This window comes from Caulobacter sp. CCG-8 (assembly GCF_037402475.1).
Lineage (GTDB): Bacteria > Pseudomonadota > Alphaproteobacteria > Caulobacterales > Caulobacteraceae > Caulobacter.
In genome coordinates this window covers 75,001-91,126 of sequence record NZ_JBBEUD010000014.1, presented here as the reverse complement: position 1 = coordinate 91,126, position 16,126 = coordinate 75,001, and the positions used below count along the sequence as shown (strand labels likewise).

The following is a 16,126-nucleotide window of genomic DNA, read 5'->3' as shown; positions in this document are numbered from 1 at the left end:
AAGACCGTCGCGCCCCCTCGCGTCGCACGGCATGCTGTCGTCAGGGAGAAAACATGCGTCTTGTGTCTTTCGTACGGGGGCTCTGCCTGGCGGCCGGCCTGCTTTCGGCGTCGCTGGCGGCGTCGGCGGCCCGCGCCGAGGACGGCTATGACCTGTGGCTGCGCTACCGGCCACTGCCGGCGGCCCAGCGGCCCGCGGCCCGCCTGATCGCGCCCAGCGCCGACACGCCCACTCTGAAGGTCGCGCGCGCCGAGCTGCAGCGCGGGCTGGACGGCCTGGTGGGCGGCGCCCCTGCCTCGGACGCGCCCTCGATCCTGATCGGCACCCCCGCCGGCTCGCCCGCCGTGGCGGCCCTGAACCTGCCGCTGAAGGGCGCGGGCGACGAGGGCTACCTGATCCGTACGGTCGGGAAGACCACCGTGATCGCCGCCAACAGCGACGTCGGTGTGCTGTACGGCGTCTTCGCCTATCTGCGCCTAGTCCAGACGGGCCAGGGCGTCGACACGCTGGACGTCCTGTCGGCCCCCAAGGTCAATCATCGCCTGCTGAACCACTGGGACAACCTGGACGGCCATGTGGAGCGCGGCTACGCCGGCGCCTCGCTGTGGGACTGGTGGAAGCTGCCCGACTACAAGGATCCGCGCTACGTCGACTACGCCCGCGCCAACGCCTCGATCGGGATCAACGGCACGGTGCTGAACAACGTCAACGCCAAGGCTGACAGCCTGACCGCGCCGTATATCGCCAAGGCCGCGGCCCTGGCCGACGTGTTCCGGCCGTACGGCATCAAGGTCTATCTGTCGGCCCGGTTCTCGGCCCCGATCGAGATCGGCGGCCTGAAGACCGCCGACCCGCTGGATCCGGCCGTGCGCGCCTTCTGGAAGGCCAAGGCCGACGCGATCTACAAGGTCATCCCCGACTTCGGCGGTTTCCTGGTGAAGGCCAATTCCGAAGGTCAGCCCGGTCCGCAGGACTACGGCCGCACCCACGTCGACGGGGCCAACATGCTGGCCGACGCCGTTGGGCCGCACGGCGGGATCGTGATGTGGCGGGCCTTCGTCTATTCGCACGAGCAGCCCGATGACCGCGCCAAGCAGGGCTACAGCGAGTTCAAGCCGTTCGACGGCCAGTTCCGCGACAACGTGATCGTCCAGGTGAAGAACGGGGCGATCGACTTCCAGCCGCGCGAGCCGTTCCACCCGCTGTTCGGCGCCATGCCCAAGACCAACCTGGGCATGGAGTTCCAGATCACCAAGGAATACCTCGGCTTCGCCACCCACCTGGTCTATCTGGGCCCGCTGTTCGAAGAGACCCTGAAGTCGGACACCTATGCCGAGGGCAAGGGTTCGACCGTGGCCAGGGTGGTCGACGGGACGCTGGACAGCCGCCCCCTGACCCTGATGGCCGGGGTCTCCAACATCGGTCGCGACCGCAACTGGACGGGCTCGCAGTTCGACCAGGCCAACTGGTACGTCTTCGGCCGCCTGGCCTGGAATCCGGAGGCCTCGACGCAGGACATCGCCGCCGACTGGGCGAAGATGACCTTCTCGACCGACCCGCGCTTCGTCGCTCCGACCGTGGCGATGATGATGGGCTCGCGCGAGGCGGCCGTGGACTACATGACCCCGCTGGGCCTGCATCACCAGATGGGCCGCAGCCACCACTACGGCCCCGGCCCCTGGGTGACGGGCGGCCCGCGCGCCGACTGGACCAGCGTCTACTACGCCAAGGCCGGCAAGGACGGGATCGGCTTCGACCGCACCGCCACGGGCAGCAACGCCACGGCCCAGTACGCGCCCGTCGTCGCCAAGCGCTTCTCGGACCTGAAGGCGATCGACGAGAAGGACCTGCTGTGGTTCCACCACCTGCCGTGGACCTACAAGCTCAAGTCGGGCCAGACCCTGTGGGACGGCCTGGTCACCCACTACTCGCACGGCGTGGCCACGGTGGACGGCATGGGCAAGACCTGGGCGACCCTCTCGCCCTATGTCGATCCCGAACGGCACGCCCAGGTCGCCGACTTCCTGGCCATCCAGCGCAACGAGGCCCAGTGGTGGCGCGACGCCTCGATCGCCTATTTCCAGACCTTCTCGGGCCTGCCCCTGCCGGCCGGCGAAGCGCCCCCGGCCCATTCGCTGGACTACTACGAGGGCCTGAACTTCCCGTACGCGCCGGGTGGCGGCTGAGGCCTGATCCCGCGCGCCTTCAGACGAGCCGGCTTTCGTTCTGCTCGAAATAGCTGGGCTGCGATGACCAGGTCACCGGGCACGCCGGGGTGGGGGGAATGGTCCCCATCACCGGCGGCTGGGGGAAGTACTGGGTGGTGACCTGAACGTTCTCGGCCACCGCCTGGCCGAACAGCATCATGATCAGCTGCAGGGACTCGTCGAGCCCTGACGAGATGCCGCCGCCGGTCAGCCGGTTGCCCGACACCACGAAGCGCGGATTGCTGGTGTCGACGTCGATTTCGCAGAAGCTCTGCAGGCAGGCGATGAACGCCCAGTGCGTGGTGGCCCTGTAGCCGTCCAGCAGGCCCGCCTGGGCCAGCAGAAGCGCGCCCTCGCACACCGAGCACACCCAGGTCGCGTTCCGGGCCGTCTGGCGCAGATAGGCCAGGTAAGGCGAGTCCGGATCGCTCATGATCCGGCCCAGCACGTCCGGATCGCCGCCGGGCGTCCACAGGATGTCCAGCTCCGGGACCTCGTCGAAACTGGCCTGGGCCTCGAAGCGGACGCCGCTCAGGGCGGTCACCGGCCCGCCGTCCAGCGAGACGATCACGGTCTCCAGGGGCTGGTCCTTGCCGGCCCAGTGGAACATCTCCAGCGGCCCCATGACGTCCAGCAGGTCGACGCCCTCGTAGACGGGTATGCCCAGCTTCATTTCGTCCCTCCCGTGTCTTTGCGACATGGACAACCTTCGCGCGTTCTTCCTGGAACGGTCAACTCGCGGCGGCGCGGGACATAAAAAAACGGCGTGTCCGAAGACACGCCGCTGGGGAAACGCGAGGAAGGAAGGTGTCGCGTTTAAGGTTCCTAGAACTGGCCGCGGATACCGATCAGATAGGTCGCGCCCGGGTCGTAGAGGGTGAAGGCGGCGTTGTCGTACTGGAAGGTCTGACGCTGCTTTTCCTTGGTGATGTTGATCGCGTTGAACGTGATCTGCGGCGCGTACTTCCAGGGCAGCTGGTAGCTGGCCGACAGGTCGACCTGCTTGTAGGCGTCGGTCTTCAGACGGGCGACCGGCACGCTGTTCTGGTTCGGGTCCGAGCTGATCTGGGCGTCGTTGTAGTTGTACGACAGCCGGACCGTGGCCCCGTGGCCTTCGTAGTAGCCGGTGATGTTGTAGGTGTAGGGCGACACGCCCACCGCCACGGCCGGGGCGCCGCTGCCGTTGGCGCTCTGGTTGATGCGGGTGTAGTTGGCCGTGAAGCCGGTGCCCGGGATCAGGAAGTCCAGCGGCTGGACCCAGTTCAGTTCGTAGCCGCGGATGGTCAGGGTGCCGCCGGCGTTGACCTGCTGGCTGACGGTGACCGTCGCGACGTTCGGGCCGCCGCGCAGGTCGATGGCCGCCTGCTGCTGCTGGGTCAGGTTGGCGTAGGCCACGCCCAGCTGGCTGAACGGGATGGTGTTCGTGCCCTGGACGGTGAAGCCGTTGATCACCTTCTGGAACAGGGCCACGCCGAAGTAGCCGGCGCCGCCGGTGTACCACTCGCCGCCCATGTCGAAGTTGTTCGAGGTGTAGGGGTTGAGCGCCGGGTTGCCCTGGTTGGCCGACTGGGCCGACGGGTCGCTGAACGTCGTGCCCGGCAGCATGGCGCTGGGGTTGGCCCGGGTGATGGTGCGCGAGGCGGCCATGCGCAGGTTGATGTTGTCGCGCACCTTGTAGACGGCGTTGAAGGCCGGCAGGAACGCGTCGTAGCGGGTCTGGCGTTCGAGGAGGGTGGTCACGCCGTTGACGGTCTGCGGGCCGCGGATCGTCTGGTCGGTGCTCACGTAGCGGCCGCCGAAGTTGAAGGCCAGGTCGCGCTCCAGGATCTGGGTGACGGCGTTGCCTTCGATGTAGGCGCCGGTCGTCTCTTCCTCGATGAAGCCCGACGCGGCGGCGGTGGCCGCGGTGGCCACGGCCGGGGCCGTGTCGTTGAAGCGGTCGAACTGGCTGGCCTTCTTGAACGAGTCGTAGTCGACCGTGATGAAGCCCAGCGGGCCCGGACGCAGGTACGAGGCGAGCTGGGCCTGGGTGATGGCCGAGCCGGCCTGGCCGTTACAGGCCGGGGTCGGCGTGGGAACGGCGTTGTTCACCAGACCGCCGCCGCAGGTGAAGGTCTGCCAGGCGGCGCTGTTGTCCAGGGCCTGGATCGAGCGGCTGATGTCGTCGTAGGCGACGCCGACCTTGATGTAGTTCTCGCTGCTTTCGCCGATCTTCAGGTTCCAGTGCGTGCCCTTGTTGGAGGTGACGCGCTTCTCGTTCTGGATGTTCAGACGGCCGCCGGCGAAGGTCCAACCCAGGTTCGGGTCGTTCAGGTTGGCGGCGGTCTTGATCAGCGGCATGTCGCCGCCGGTGTTGTCGAAGTCGACGGTCAGGCCGTTGGGCGAGTTGACCAGGATGGTCGGCGCTTCGCGGAAGAACACGCTGCGGCTCAGGTTGAACTGGCCGTCCAGCAGCAGCCACGGATTGATCTGCCAGGAGCCGCCCGGGTTGATGTTGTAGAACTCGGTCTTCTCGTCATAGGGCCGCGCTTCCAGGAAGAACTGGGAGTTGGCGAAGGTGCCCTTGGTGACGACGTTGTTGCTGTCGACCTTGACGTTCAGCGGGATCATGCCGCTCGAGTTGCGGACGATCCAGTCCATGTCGAGGCGGTTGAAGTTGTTGTGGGTCTTGCCGCCCAGCAGGTCGATGTAGAAGGCCAGGTCGTCGTTCGGACGCCATTCGCCCGAGATCAGCAACGAGTCGCGGTTGCGCTTGCCTTCGCTGTAGGACTGGCGGCCCAGGCGCGGCAGCAGACCGTCGCCCAGCTGCTGGGCGGTGGTGCCGGGGTTCAGGCCTTCCAGATAGGCCTTGGTGACCGGCGTGCCGGCGATCAGGCCGTTGCCGGCGTTGGCCGGCACGGTGTCGGCGAACTTGAAGCCGTTGCCGCCGATGGCGCTGTTGCAGGTCGGGTCGGCCGAGGTCGGGGTCGCCGTGCCGGTGGGCGTGGTGCCGCACTGGGCGTAGGTCAGGTTGGCGTTGGTCCAGCCGATGGTCTCGAAGCCGTCGGTGCGGCTCTTGGTGCGGACGCCAGCATAGCCCAGCAGCAGGCCGAATTCGCCGTGGCTGGTGTCCCAGGAGTCGCTGGCCAGGATGGCGCCGCGCGGGCTCCACTTGCCGGCGCTCTCCTGGTAGCTGGCCTGGGTCGAATAGGTGAAGTGGCGGCCGGGCCGGTCCAGCGGACGGGCGTTGCGCATGTTGACCACGCCGGCGACGCCGCCTTCGACCTGGCTGGCCGTCGGGGTCTTGGCGACGTCCAGGCGGGTGAACAGTTCCGTCGGGAACAGGTTCAGGTCGACTTCGCGGTTCTGGTTCTGAGCGTCGGTGCGGCCCGACGAGGCCACGGCGATCTGCGAACCGTTCAGCAGGATCTTGGTGAAGTTGGTGCCCAGGCCGCGCACGGCGATGTTCAGGCCGTCGCCGTTGATTTCACGGGTCAGCTGGATGCCCGGGATGCGGTTCAGCGACTCGGCGATGTTGAGGTCGGGGAACTTGCCGATGTCTTCGGCGAAGACCGAGTCCTGGAAGGTGATGCTCTCGCGCTTGGCGTTCGTGGCGTCGGCGAGGCTCTTGCGGAAGCCGGTGACGACCACTTCCTCGACCGTGTCGGAGCTGGTGGCGGCGGGCGCCGTCTGTTGAGCGAAGGCCGGCGCGGCGGCCAGGCCGGTCAGGCAGCTGGCGCCGACGAGCGCCAGACGCAACGCGCGCGAGTGGAATGAGTGGACCATGTTTCTCCCCTTGACGTCTCGGTGCTCTGCGCACCTGTCGTTCTGCCCCTTCCCAATCCCGCCTTCGATCGTCCGCGCACGGCGTCGATCGAATGGTCATGGTAGCGGTCACAACATGATCGTTACGAGGTAAGGCCTCGCAAGTCAACGAGGTCATACCTCTAGAAAAACCAATGTCCGACCATTTGCCGCCCGGTGTTGCCGGCCGAACACCCAAGGGAACGTGAACATCGAGGATAAAAGGTCAAATGTCTGACAAATGAGAAGACGGGTATGGTCTTACCAATGACGTTCGATCGGTGAAGGTGCACGGAATTCGGTCGAGCGCGCAGGCAATCGGTTCGAGTCGACGCGGCCGCGTCGACTCGAGATGTCAGACAGAAGAGTCCTGGGCGATTTAGACCGCCGCGCAGTTTTCGGCGATGAAGGTCATGTGGTCGGGCATGACCTGGGCGGACTTGGCGATGACGCCGCGAATGTTGTCCATGTTGGCGCGAAGTTGGTGGTCGGACATCACATCGGCCATCGGGTCGTGGCCGCGCGGCTCGATCCCCTGGCCGATCATCACCGCGAACCAGCTGGTGTCGGTGAACAGCTCCTCGTTCTCGCGGAACACCCGGCCGTAGCTTTTGAACACGGCCATCTTGTCGGCCAGATAGTCCGGGATCGGCATCTCCCGCAGATAGTCCCAATAGGGCGTGTCATTCCGCCGGGTGGCGTGGAAATGCAGGATGAGGAAGTCGCGGATCGTCTCGTAGTCGAACTGCATCACGCGGTTGTAGCGGTCGATGTCGGGCTGCTCGAAACGCCTGTCGGGGAACATGGCCAGCAGGCGCGAGATGCCGACCTGGATCAGGTGGATGCTCTGGCTTTCCAGCGGCTCCATGAAGCCGGCCGACAGGCCGATGGCCACGACGTTCTTGTTCCAGCTCTTCTTGCGCCGCCCGGCCGTGAAGCGCAGCGTGAAGGGATCGCGAAGCGGCTCGCCGTCCAGATTGGCCAGCAGGTAGGCGGTCGCCTCGTCCTCGCTGATGTGCGCGCTGGAATAGGCGTAGCCGTTGCCCAGGCGATGCTGCAGCGGGATGCGCCACTGCCAGCCGGCCGGTCGGGCGGTGGCGCGGGTCACGGGATTGGTCGAGCCGCCGAGGGCGCAGGGCACGGCCACGGCGCGGTCGTTGAGCAGCCAATGGGACCAGTCCTCGAAGCCGGTCTTCAGGGTCTGTTCGATCAGCAGGCCCCGGAACCCCGAGCAGTCGATGAACAGGTCGCCCTCGACCCGCTCGCCGCCCTGCAGGGTCACGGCCTCGATGAAGCCGTCCTCGGCGCGCTGGTGGACGTCGACGATCCGGCCTTCCTGGCGGCGCACCCCGCGCTCCTCGGCGTAGCCGCGCAGGAACCGGGCGTAGAGGCCGGCGTCGATGTGATAGGCGTGGTCGATCTTGCCCAGCGGCGAATTGGGCTGGTTGTTGGCCCGCATGAACTTGCCCTGGGCCGACGCCACGGCCTGCAGCGAGTAGTCGCCGAGGTCGGCGGCTTCGCCCATCGCCTTCTGCCGCAGCCAATAGGCGTGGAACGACACCCCCTCCATGTCGACGCCGTAGGGGCCGAACGGGTGGTGGTACCGGTGGCCGATCGTCTTCCAGTCGACGAAGTCGATGCCCAGCTTGAAGGTCGCCTTGGTGCGGCGGACGAACTCCAGCTCGTCCAGGCCCAGCATGCGGTTGAAGATCTTGATCTGCGGGATCGTGGACTCGCCGACGCCCACCGTGCCGATCTCCTCGGACTCCACCAGGGTCACCTGGGTGTAGCCGTCCTTCAGGAAACGACCCAGCGCCGCCGCCGTCATCCAGCCGGCCGTGCCGCCGCCGGCGATGACGACCTTGCGCAGGCGTTGATTGGTCATGCGGGAACTCATGCTGGGATGTTGGCGGCCGCGTCGGCGGCGCAGTAGCGGGCGATGAACGCCTGGTGGTCCGGCATGGCCTGGGCCGTCTGGCCGATCAGGTCCGCCATCCGCTTGAGGCGATGGACCAGGGCGGCCTCGGGCAGGGTGTCGACCAGGGCGTCGTACTGGCGCGGCACGATCCCCTGGCCCAGCAGCACGGCGATCCAGCTGGGCTCGGCGAACAGGTCGTAGTCGGACTGGAAGATGCGGCCCCGGCCGGCGAACAGCTCGATCTTGCGCGCCAGGCTGTCGGGGATCTCCATCGTCCGGACATGGTCCCAATAGGGCGTGTCCGAGCGCTCGGTGGCCTTGAAGTGCAGGATGATGAAGTCGCGGACCAGCTCGACCTGCTGGGCGGTCAGGCGGTTGTACTCGTCGATCTCCAGCGGATCGAAGCCCTTGTCCGGGAACAGGGCCAGCAGCTTGGTGATCCCCGCCTGGATCAGGTGGATGCTGGTGCTCTCCAGCGGCTCCAGGAAGCCAGACGACAGGCCGATGGCGACGCAGTTCTTGATCCAGGCCTGGTCCCGGCGACCGGCCTGGAAGCGCAGGAAGTTGGGATCGGCCTGGGCCGGGCCGTCCAGCCCGGTCGTCAGGGCGGCCAGAGCCTCGTCGTCGCCGATATGGGCGCTGGAATAGACATAGCCGTTGCCGGTGCGGTGCTGCAGCGGGATGCGCCAGCGCCAGCCGGCCTTGTCGGCGGTGGCGCGGGTATAGGGCGTCAGGCCGTCGCCGCCGGTGGCGCAGGGCAGGGCCACGGCGCGGTCGTTGGGCAGCCAGCGACTCCAGTCCAGATAGCGCCCGCCCAGGGTCTGGCCGATCAGCAGGGCGCGGAAGCCCGTGCAGTCGATGAACAGGTCGGCCTCGATCGTGCGGCCGTCCTCCAGGGCGACCGACTGGATGAAGCCGTCCTCGCCGCGCAGGGCCACGTCGGCGACCTTGCCCTCGATCCGGATCGCGCCGCGCTTCTCGGCGAAGCCGCGCAGGAAGCGGGCATAGAGGCCGGCGTCGAAGTGGAAGGCGTATTTCAGGCTCGACAGCACCTTGGCCGGATCGGGATCGGGCATGGCGAAGCGGTTCTGGCGCGCGGCGACCGCCGCCAGGTTGAAGTCCTCGATCGGCCCGACCCGGTCGCGCACCTTGCGCCAGATCTGGTGGAACTTGATGGCCTCGATATCCAGGCCGAAGGTCCCGAACGGGTGGATGTAGCGGTCGCCCAGGCGCGTCCAGTCGCGGAACTCGATGCCCAGCTTGAAGGTCGCGCGGGTAGCCCGCATGAACTCGCGCTCGTCGATGCCGAGCATGGCGTTGAAGGTCAGGATGGGCGGGATGGTGGCCTCGCCGACGCCGACCGTGCCGATCTGCTCGGATTCGACCAGCACGACCTCGACCTGGCCGTTGAGCACCTTGGACAGCGCGGCGGCGGTCATCCAGCCGGCCGTGCCGCCGCCCAGGACCAGGACCTTACGGATAGGGGCGGGAGTCATGCGCGGTCCTTCAGGGCGTCGGCGTGCGGCGGCATGGCCTGGGCGGCCTGGCGGATCATCCCGCGCAGCCGGGCCAGGGCGGCGTCGGCCTGGGCGGGAGGGATGCGGTCGGCCAGCCGGTCGTGGCGGCGCGGTGTGATCCCGTGGCCGAGAAACGCCCCGACCCAGGCGCCTTCCACGAAGGTCTCCTCGTCGTACAGCACCACGCGGCCCCGGCTCTCGAACTGGGCCTGCTTGTACGCCAGGGCCGGGGAGGGCGCGGCGCGCCGAGCCTGGATCCACGGCGGATCGGTCCGCGTGGCGGCCGCGTAGCGGAACACGGCCAGGTCGCGGGCCCGGTCCTGCTCCTCGGCCATCAGCCGGTTGTACTCCATCGCCGCCAGGGGCGAGCCGTCGGCGGCGGGCAGCAGGGCGATCAGGCGGCCGACGCCGCTTTGAATGGCCTGGGCGTCGTCCCCGTTCAGCGGCTCCAGCTGGCTCGCGGCCGGGCCGACCGCCACGCAATTGCCCGACCAGACCTGCCGGCGGCGGCCGTTGCGCAGGGGTACGATCGTCGCCTCGCCGCCCAGGATGTCGCGCGCCTCGTCGTCGGAGGTCAGGCCCCCGGCGTAGGCCAGGGCCACGGCGTCGCCGCCGCGCAGCGGGACGCGCCGCAGCCAGCCCTCGGCGATCGCCTCGAACTCGCTTAGGGGCGGCGGGGCGGCGCGGGGCGTGACCTCGCGCAGGGCCAGGCGGTCGCAGGGCAGGGCGGGCTCGTCGACCCAGCCGGCGTCTTGTGTCGCGCCGATCAGCCGGCCGTCGGGCGTGGCGTCGATGAACAGGTCGGCGACGATCCGCTCGCCGTCGGCCAGGACCACGGCGGCGATCCGGCCGTCCTCCGCCAGGACGACGTCGGCGATCTCGCCCGCGCGGGCCTCGACGCGGCCCGCCGTCGCCCGCAGCGCCGCGACATAGGCGGCGGCGTCCAGGTGCAGGCCGTAGGACAGGGTCGACAGCACCGAGCGAGGGTCCTCGCTGGGCGGGGCGAACCGGCCCAGCCGTCCGGCCACGGCGGCCAGGCTGTAGTCCTCGTAGCGGCCGGCGTCGCCCCGCTCGCGGGCGCGCAGCCAGTGATGATGGAAGGCCACGCCGTCGAAGCCGGCGCCGGCGTCGCTGAAGCCTTCCACATGGTCGTGGCCGGGATCGGTCCAGCCGCTGTAGCGCGCGCCCAGCTTGAAGGTCCCGCGCGCGCTCCGCATCAGGGCCGCTTCGTCCAGGCCGAGCAGGCCGTGGAAGGTCCGCAGGGCGGGCAGGGTGGATAAGGCTCCCCGGGGCGCCGAGGCCGCGGTCTCGACCAGGCGCAGGGTCCCATCCCCGGGTAGGACCCGGGCCAGGGCGCAGGCCGTCATCCAGCCGGCGCCGCCGCCGCCCAGGACGGCGACGCTGTTCAGGGACGGGCGGCTCATGCGGCGGCTCCCGAGGCGGCGCAGGAGCGGGCGATCCAGTCGTCGTGGGCGGGCATGGCCCGCACCGTGTCGGCGACCGACTCGCGGATCGCCTTCAGGCGCTGGGCCAGAGCCGCGTCGGGCACGCTGTCGCTGACCGGGTCGTACATCCGGGGCACGACGTTCTGACCCAGATAGACGGCCAGCCAGCTGGGCTCGAGGAAGAAGCCGTCCTTGTACTTCACGACCACGCCCCGGTCGCGGAACAGGTCCATCTTGTAGGCCAGGCTGTCGGGGATGGGCAGGTTGCGGCGGTCGTCCCAGAACGGTGAACCGACCCGCTGGTTGGCGTGATAGTGCAGCACCAGGAAGTCGCGGATCCGCTCGAACTCCAGGGTCATGACCCGGTTGTACTCGTCCTGGTCGGCCTGGGCGCAGTCGCGGTCGGGGAACAGCTCCAGCAGGGTGGTGATCGCCACCTGGATCAGGTGGATGCTGGTGCTTTCCAGCGGCTCCAGGAAGCCGCTGGCCAGGCCCACGGCCACGCAGTTCCTGCTCCACTGCTTGCGGCGATGGCCGGCGACGAACCGCAGGAAGCGCGGATCGGCCTGGGCCTTGCCCTCCAGACCCGCCAGCAGGGCGTCGGCGGCGTCGTCGTCGCTGATGTGGGCGCTGGAATAGACGTAGCCGTTACCCACCCGGTGCTGCAGCGGGATGCGCCAGCGCCAGCCGGCCTCGTCGGCGGTGCAGCGGGTGTAGGGCGTCGAGGCCTCCACCGTCTCGCACGGCACGGCGGCGGCCCGGTCGCAGGGCAGCCAGCGCGTCCAGTCCTCGTAGCCGGCCTTCAGGGCCTGTTCGATCAGCAGGCCGCGGAAGCCGGAGCAGTCGATGAACAGGTCGGCCTCGATGCGCTCGCCGTTCTCCATCGTGATCGCCTCGATGAAGCCGTCCGCGCCGCGCAGGGCCACGTCGGCCACCTTGCCCTCGGTGCGCACCACGCCGCGCGCCTCGGCATAGGCGCGCAGGTAGGCCGCATAGAGCCCGGCGTCGAACTGGTAGGCGTAGTTGTAGGTCGAGGCCACGGAGCGCAGGTCGGAGGAGGGCGGGGCGAACCGGTTCTGGCGCGCGGCCATCACCGGCAGGGAATAGGCCTCCAGCGGCGTCGGATCGCCGCCCTGGCGGGCCCGCAGCCAGTGATGGTGGAAGCCCACCCCGCCGATCGCCGCGCCATAGGCGCCGAACGGGTGGATGTAGCTGTCGCCCGGCTTGCCCCAGCCGCGGAACTCGATGCCCAGCTTGTAGGTCGCCTGGGTCTTGCGCATGAAGTCGGCCTCGTCGAGGCCCAGGGCGGCGTTGAAGTGGCGGATGTGCGGCACGGTCGCCTCGCCGACGCCGACGGTGCCGATCTCGGCGGACTCCACCAGGCGCAGGGCGATCGGCAGGCCGGCCAGCTTGGCCGACAGGGCCGCGGCCGTCATCCAGCCGGCGGTGCCGCCGCCGACGATTAGAATGTTCCGGACGGCTCGATCCGTCATGCGTTCCCCCTCTCGCGAGCGTACCCCGCCTTCTATGGGCGGTCATCCCGTCTGGCCCCGAATGGACGTCGAGGTCCACGCGGATTGGTCAGACGACGTTCGTTCCGTCTCGGGAAGAAACGCCGTCTGTCGTCCGTTTTTCCTGGTTGCAACACGTGGGAGCAACCAAATTATCCTGATAAAACAGAAGACTGATCGAAAACAATCTTCTTTTCACCAGTCAAGTTACCGGTACCTTGACGTCGGCGGGCTTTGCCATATCATCTGACCATAATGGTCGATTCAATAGGCCAATGGTAGCGGTAACCCGCCACCATGAAGAATAACTGGGGAGGCAGACGAAATGGACTACGTCCAAGGCGCGCCCGCATGCGCGAGCGGCAATTCGATTTCAAAACTCAAGTACGGCGTTTCCGCCCTGGCGTTGGGGGTGGTGCTGATCGCCGGCCCGGCCCTGGCGCAGACCAAACCGGCCGATGACGCGGCGACGGTCGACGAGGTGGTCGTCACCAGCATCCGCCAGAGCCTGAAGAGCTCGCAGCAGCTCAAGCAGAGCTCCGAGATCATCGGCGACTCCATCACCGCCGAGGACATCGGCGCCCTGCCGGACCGTTCGGTCACCGAAGCACTGCAGCGCATCCCGGGCGTGGCCATCAACCGCTTCGCCGCGGGCGTCGATCCCGACCACTTCTCGACCGAGGGTAGCGGCGTCGTCGTGCGCGGCCTGAACTTCGTGCGTTCGGAGCTGAACGGCCGCGACACCTTCTCGGCCAACAACGGTCGCGCGCTCAGCTTCGCGGACGTGCCGTCCGAGCTGATGGGCGGCGTCGACGTGTTCAAGAGCCCCTCGGCCGACATGATCGAGGGCGGCATCTCGGGCACCGTCAACCTGCGCACCCGCCTGCCGTTCGACAGCACCAAGCGGCTGCTCTCGTTGTCGGCCGAAGCCAGCTACGGCGACTTCGTCAAGCGTTGGGCGCCCACCTATACGGCGCTGTACAGCGACCAGTGGGACACCGAGGCCGGCACGTTCGGCCTGCTGCTCAGCGCCGTGGATTCCAAGCTGTTCACGCGCGCCGACGGCACCCAGGTGTCGAACTTCGGCTGCCGCACCGACTTCACCAGCGCCCAGACGGCCAATCCGCAAGCCGTGAACTGCCCGCAGGGCGGCAAGGGCGTGTGGTTCCCGCGCGGCGCGGCCTTCCGCAGCACCGAGACCGAGCGCGAGCGCACGGGCTACGCCGCGGCCGGCCAATGGCGCAGCACCGACGACACGATGCTGGCCACCTTCCAGTATCTGCGCTCGGAATCGACGCAGTCCTGGACCGAGCACGCGATGGAGATCGCCACGGACAACGTCCAGGCGGCCGGCGACTCGCGCCCGATCGACGGCACCACCTTCGGCGTCGACAGCAACGGCATCTTCACCAACGGGATCATCACCGGCCCGCAGGGCTGGCGCGACGACCAGAACGGCGCCGATCCGCGGACGCCCAACTTCGGCCTGCAAAGCAACAACATCAGCCGCAGCGTCGAGCAGAAGTACGTCACGTCCGATTACGGCTTCAATTTCAAGTGGACGCCGAACGAGCGCTGGGGCGTGTCCTTCGACTACCAGCACGTCGACTCGACGGTCGACAACCTGGACGTCGGCGTCTGGGCCTCGACCTTCCAGAACCTGGACCTGAAGCTGAACGGCTCCGACATGCCGGTCTTCACCTTCCTGCCGCCGTCCAGCGGCGCGGGGGTGCCGACCTGCGCGCCGCCCAGCGGCAACTGCCCGACCTATTTCCGCGGCGCCCACAACAGCTTCCAGGACCCGTACAACAGCTTCTGGCGCTCGGCGATGGACCACATCGAGCAGAGCGAGGGCAAGGAAGACGCCGCCAAGATCGACGTTGACTACCGCTTCGCCGAGAACAGCTGGCTGGACTCGGCCCGGGTCGGCGTCCGCTGGGCCGAGCGCGACCAGACCACGCGCTTCTCGACCTATAACTGGGGGGTGCTGAGCGAAATCTGGGGCGGCGGCGGTCCGGTCTGGTTCGACGACCAGGTCAACGGCAACCCGGCCACGCCGGGCGGTTCGAACAGCGTCGCCCACACCGAGCTCTATCCGTTCACCGACTTCATGCGCGGTGAGGTCCCGGTCCCGACCGGTCTGGACGCGCGTCCGTTCTACAACGGCAACGCGGCCAAGGACTACGCGGCGATGTCGGCCTTCGGCCTGGCCGTCGGCGACGAGTGGCGCGCGCGACTGGTCAACGGATGCCCGCAGAACTGGGTCCCGCTGGCCCAACGCTGCAACACGGTCGCCGGAACGCCCTTCCTGCCGGGCGAGATCAATCCGATCAACGAGAAGACCAAGTCGGCCTACGCCATGCTGCGCTTCAAGCATGACTTCGACGGCGACGTGCGGGTCACGGGCAATGTCGGCCTGCGCTACACCAGCACGACCCGCGACGCGACGGGCTTCCTGACCTTCCCGAACGCGATCCAGGCGACGGATGCGTCGTGCGACCTGGCGTTCACCAACTGGCAGGCCCTGCCGGATCCGAAGGCGCCTTTCACGCCGACGGCCTTCTGCGGGCTCACGCCGGCCACCCGCCAGCAGGTGCGGAACTTCACCAACGGGGCCACGATCCCGCAGAGCGCCCACGCCAAGTTCGACTACTGGCTGCCCAGCCTGAACGTGAAGGTGGCCCTGCAGGACGGTTGGCAGCTGCGCTTCGGCGCGTCGAAGACCATCACGCCGCCGGAAGTGGGCCTGACCCGCAACTACTACGACGTCAAGCTCGACACCAACGCGACCGGCATCATCAACGGCGTGGTCGGCGGCAACACAACGGTCGGCAACCCGTACTTGAAGCCCACGCAATCGATCAACATCGACGGCTCGGCGGAATGGTACTTCGCTCCGGTCGGGTCGGTGACGCTGGCCCTGTTCTGGAAGGAGCTGACCGATGTGGCGACCAACACCACGGCGCGCGTTCCGTTCACGAACAACGGCTCGACGTTCAATGTGCTGGTGACCACGCCGGGCAACTCCGACGTCAAGGCCCACATCAAGGGCTTCGAAATCGCCTACCAGCAGTTCTACGACTTCCTGCCCAAGCCGCTGGACGGCTTCGGCATCAACGCCAACTACAGCTACATCGACAGCAAGGGCGTGCCGCAGAGCACGCTGTCGGCCACCGACCCCGACGTCGGCGCCGGCCGCGTCTCGACGGTCGACACCAGCCTGCTGCCGCTGCAGGGCCTGTCCAAGCACAACGCCAACCTCGCGGCCATCTACGAGAAGGGCAAGATCTCGGCTCGCCTGGCCTACAACTGGCGTTCGGACTTCCTGCTGACGGTCCGCGACGTGATCGTGCCCTACGCGCCGATCATGAACGAGGCCACCGGCCAGCTGGACGGTTCGCTGTTCTACACCGTCAACGACAAGGTGAAGATCGGCGTGCAGGGCGTGAACCTGACGAACGAGGTCACCAAGACCACCCAGGTCCTGAACGACCAACTGCTCAAGGCCGGGCGGTCCTGGTTCATGAACGACCGGCGCTACACCTTCGTGCTTCGCGCCAGCTTCTAGATCCCGAGGCGGGACCGGTCGGACGTCGTCCGGCCGGGATCGTCTCGGCGCGTACCCTTCGGCCTTCCGCGGACGAGGGATTCTTCTACCCCAAACTCACCGCGCAACGTCCCCGACGTTGCGCGGTGTTCTTGAGAGGGCTTCAGCGTGACGTTCCGCCGGTCTGTTTTTTCGAGG

Annotated in this window: 8 protein-coding genes; 2 read left to right on the top strand and 6 right to left on the bottom strand. The window is 67.9% G+C overall.

Annotation, left to right across the window (positions count from 1 at the left end; genetic code table 11):
• The first annotated feature begins 53 nt into the window (after positions 1-53).
• Positions 54-2,186 carry an alpha-glucuronidase family glycosyl hydrolase gene (locus WAE60_RS14995; protein ID WP_337687387.1) on the top strand — a complete coding sequence of 711 codons (2,133 nt, stop codon included), beginning with the start codon at positions 54-56 and terminating at the stop codon, positions 2,184-2,186.
• Between the two features lie 19 nt (positions 2,187-2,205).
• Here the strand turns inward: WAE60_RS14995 and WAE60_RS14990 are convergent, their stop codons facing one another.
• The 6 genes from WAE60_RS14990 to WAE60_RS14965 form a co-directional block, all read right to left on the bottom strand.
• Entirely contained in the window at positions 2,206-2,880 is a 675-nt protein-coding gene (locus WAE60_RS14990; protein ID WP_337687384.1) for a DJ-1/PfpI family protein, read from the bottom strand.
• A 152-nt stretch (positions 2,881-3,032) separates the two neighbouring features.
• On the bottom strand, positions 3,033-5,972 hold the full coding sequence (locus tag WAE60_RS14985) for a TonB-dependent receptor (protein WP_337687382.1): 2,940 nt from the start codon (positions 5,970-5,972) through the stop codon (positions 3,033-3,035).
• 397 nt (positions 5,973-6,369) lie between these two features.
• Positions 6,370-7,875: a tryptophan halogenase family protein gene (locus tag WAE60_RS14980; RefSeq protein WP_337687380.1), complete on the bottom strand. Its 1,506-nt coding sequence runs from the start codon at positions 7,873-7,875 to the stop codon at positions 6,370-6,372.
• Positions 7,876-7,883: 8 nt separating this feature from the next.
• Entirely contained in the window at positions 7,884-9,404 is a 1,521-nt protein-coding gene (locus WAE60_RS14975; RefSeq protein WP_337687379.1) for a tryptophan halogenase family protein, read from the bottom strand.
• Positions 9,401-10,849: a tryptophan halogenase family protein gene (locus WAE60_RS14970; RefSeq protein WP_337687377.1), complete on the bottom strand. Its 1,449-nt coding sequence runs from the start codon at positions 10,847-10,849 to the stop codon at positions 9,401-9,403. Before WAE60_RS14970 ends, WAE60_RS14975 begins: the two co-directional genes overlap by 4 nt.
• Positions 10,846-12,363 carry a tryptophan halogenase family protein gene (locus tag WAE60_RS14965; protein ID WP_029912772.1) on the bottom strand — a complete coding sequence of 506 codons (1,518 nt, stop codon included), beginning with the start codon at positions 12,361-12,363 and terminating at the stop codon, positions 10,846-10,848. Before WAE60_RS14965 ends, WAE60_RS14970 begins: the two co-directional genes overlap by 4 nt.
• A gap of 343 nt (positions 12,364-12,706) precedes the next feature.
• Here WAE60_RS14965 and WAE60_RS14960 point away from each other — a divergent pair, with 343 nt between their 5' ends.
• Positions 12,707-15,949, top strand: coding sequence for a TonB-dependent receptor (locus WAE60_RS14960; RefSeq protein ID WP_029912775.1), 3,243 nt, complete (start codon positions 12,707-12,709; stop codon positions 15,947-15,949).
• The last annotated feature ends 177 nt before the right edge of the window (positions 15,950-16,126 follow it).

Excerpts from the sequence above, each read along its gene's own strand:
- WAE60_RS14995 (WP_337687387.1), top strand. The coding sequence starts at position 54 with ATGCGTCTTGTGTCTTTCGTACGGGGGCTCTGCCTGGCGGCCGGCCTG.
- WAE60_RS14990 (WP_337687384.1), bottom strand. The coding sequence starts at position 2,880 with ATGAAGCTGGGCATACCCGTCTACGAGGGCGTCGACCTGCTGGACGTC.
- WAE60_RS14985 (WP_337687382.1), bottom strand. The coding sequence starts at position 5,972 with ATGGTCCACTCATTCCACTCGCGCGCGTTGCGTCTGGCGCTCGTCGGC.
- WAE60_RS14980 (WP_337687380.1), bottom strand. The coding sequence starts at position 7,875 with ATGACCAATCAACGCCTGCGCAAGGTCGTCATCGCCGGCGGCGGCACG.
- WAE60_RS14975 (WP_337687379.1), bottom strand. The coding sequence starts at position 9,404 with ATGACTCCCGCCCCTATCCGTAAGGTCCTGGTCCTGGGCGGCGGCACG.
- WAE60_RS14970 (WP_337687377.1), bottom strand. The coding sequence starts at position 10,849 with ATGAGCCGCCCGTCCCTGAACAGCGTCGCCGTCCTGGGCGGCGGCGGC.
- WAE60_RS14965 (WP_029912772.1), bottom strand. The coding sequence starts at position 12,363 with ATGACGGATCGAGCCGTCCGGAACATTCTAATCGTCGGCGGCGGCACC.
- WAE60_RS14960 (WP_029912775.1), top strand. The coding sequence starts at position 12,707 with ATGGACTACGTCCAAGGCGCGCCCGCATGCGCGAGCGGCAATTCGATT.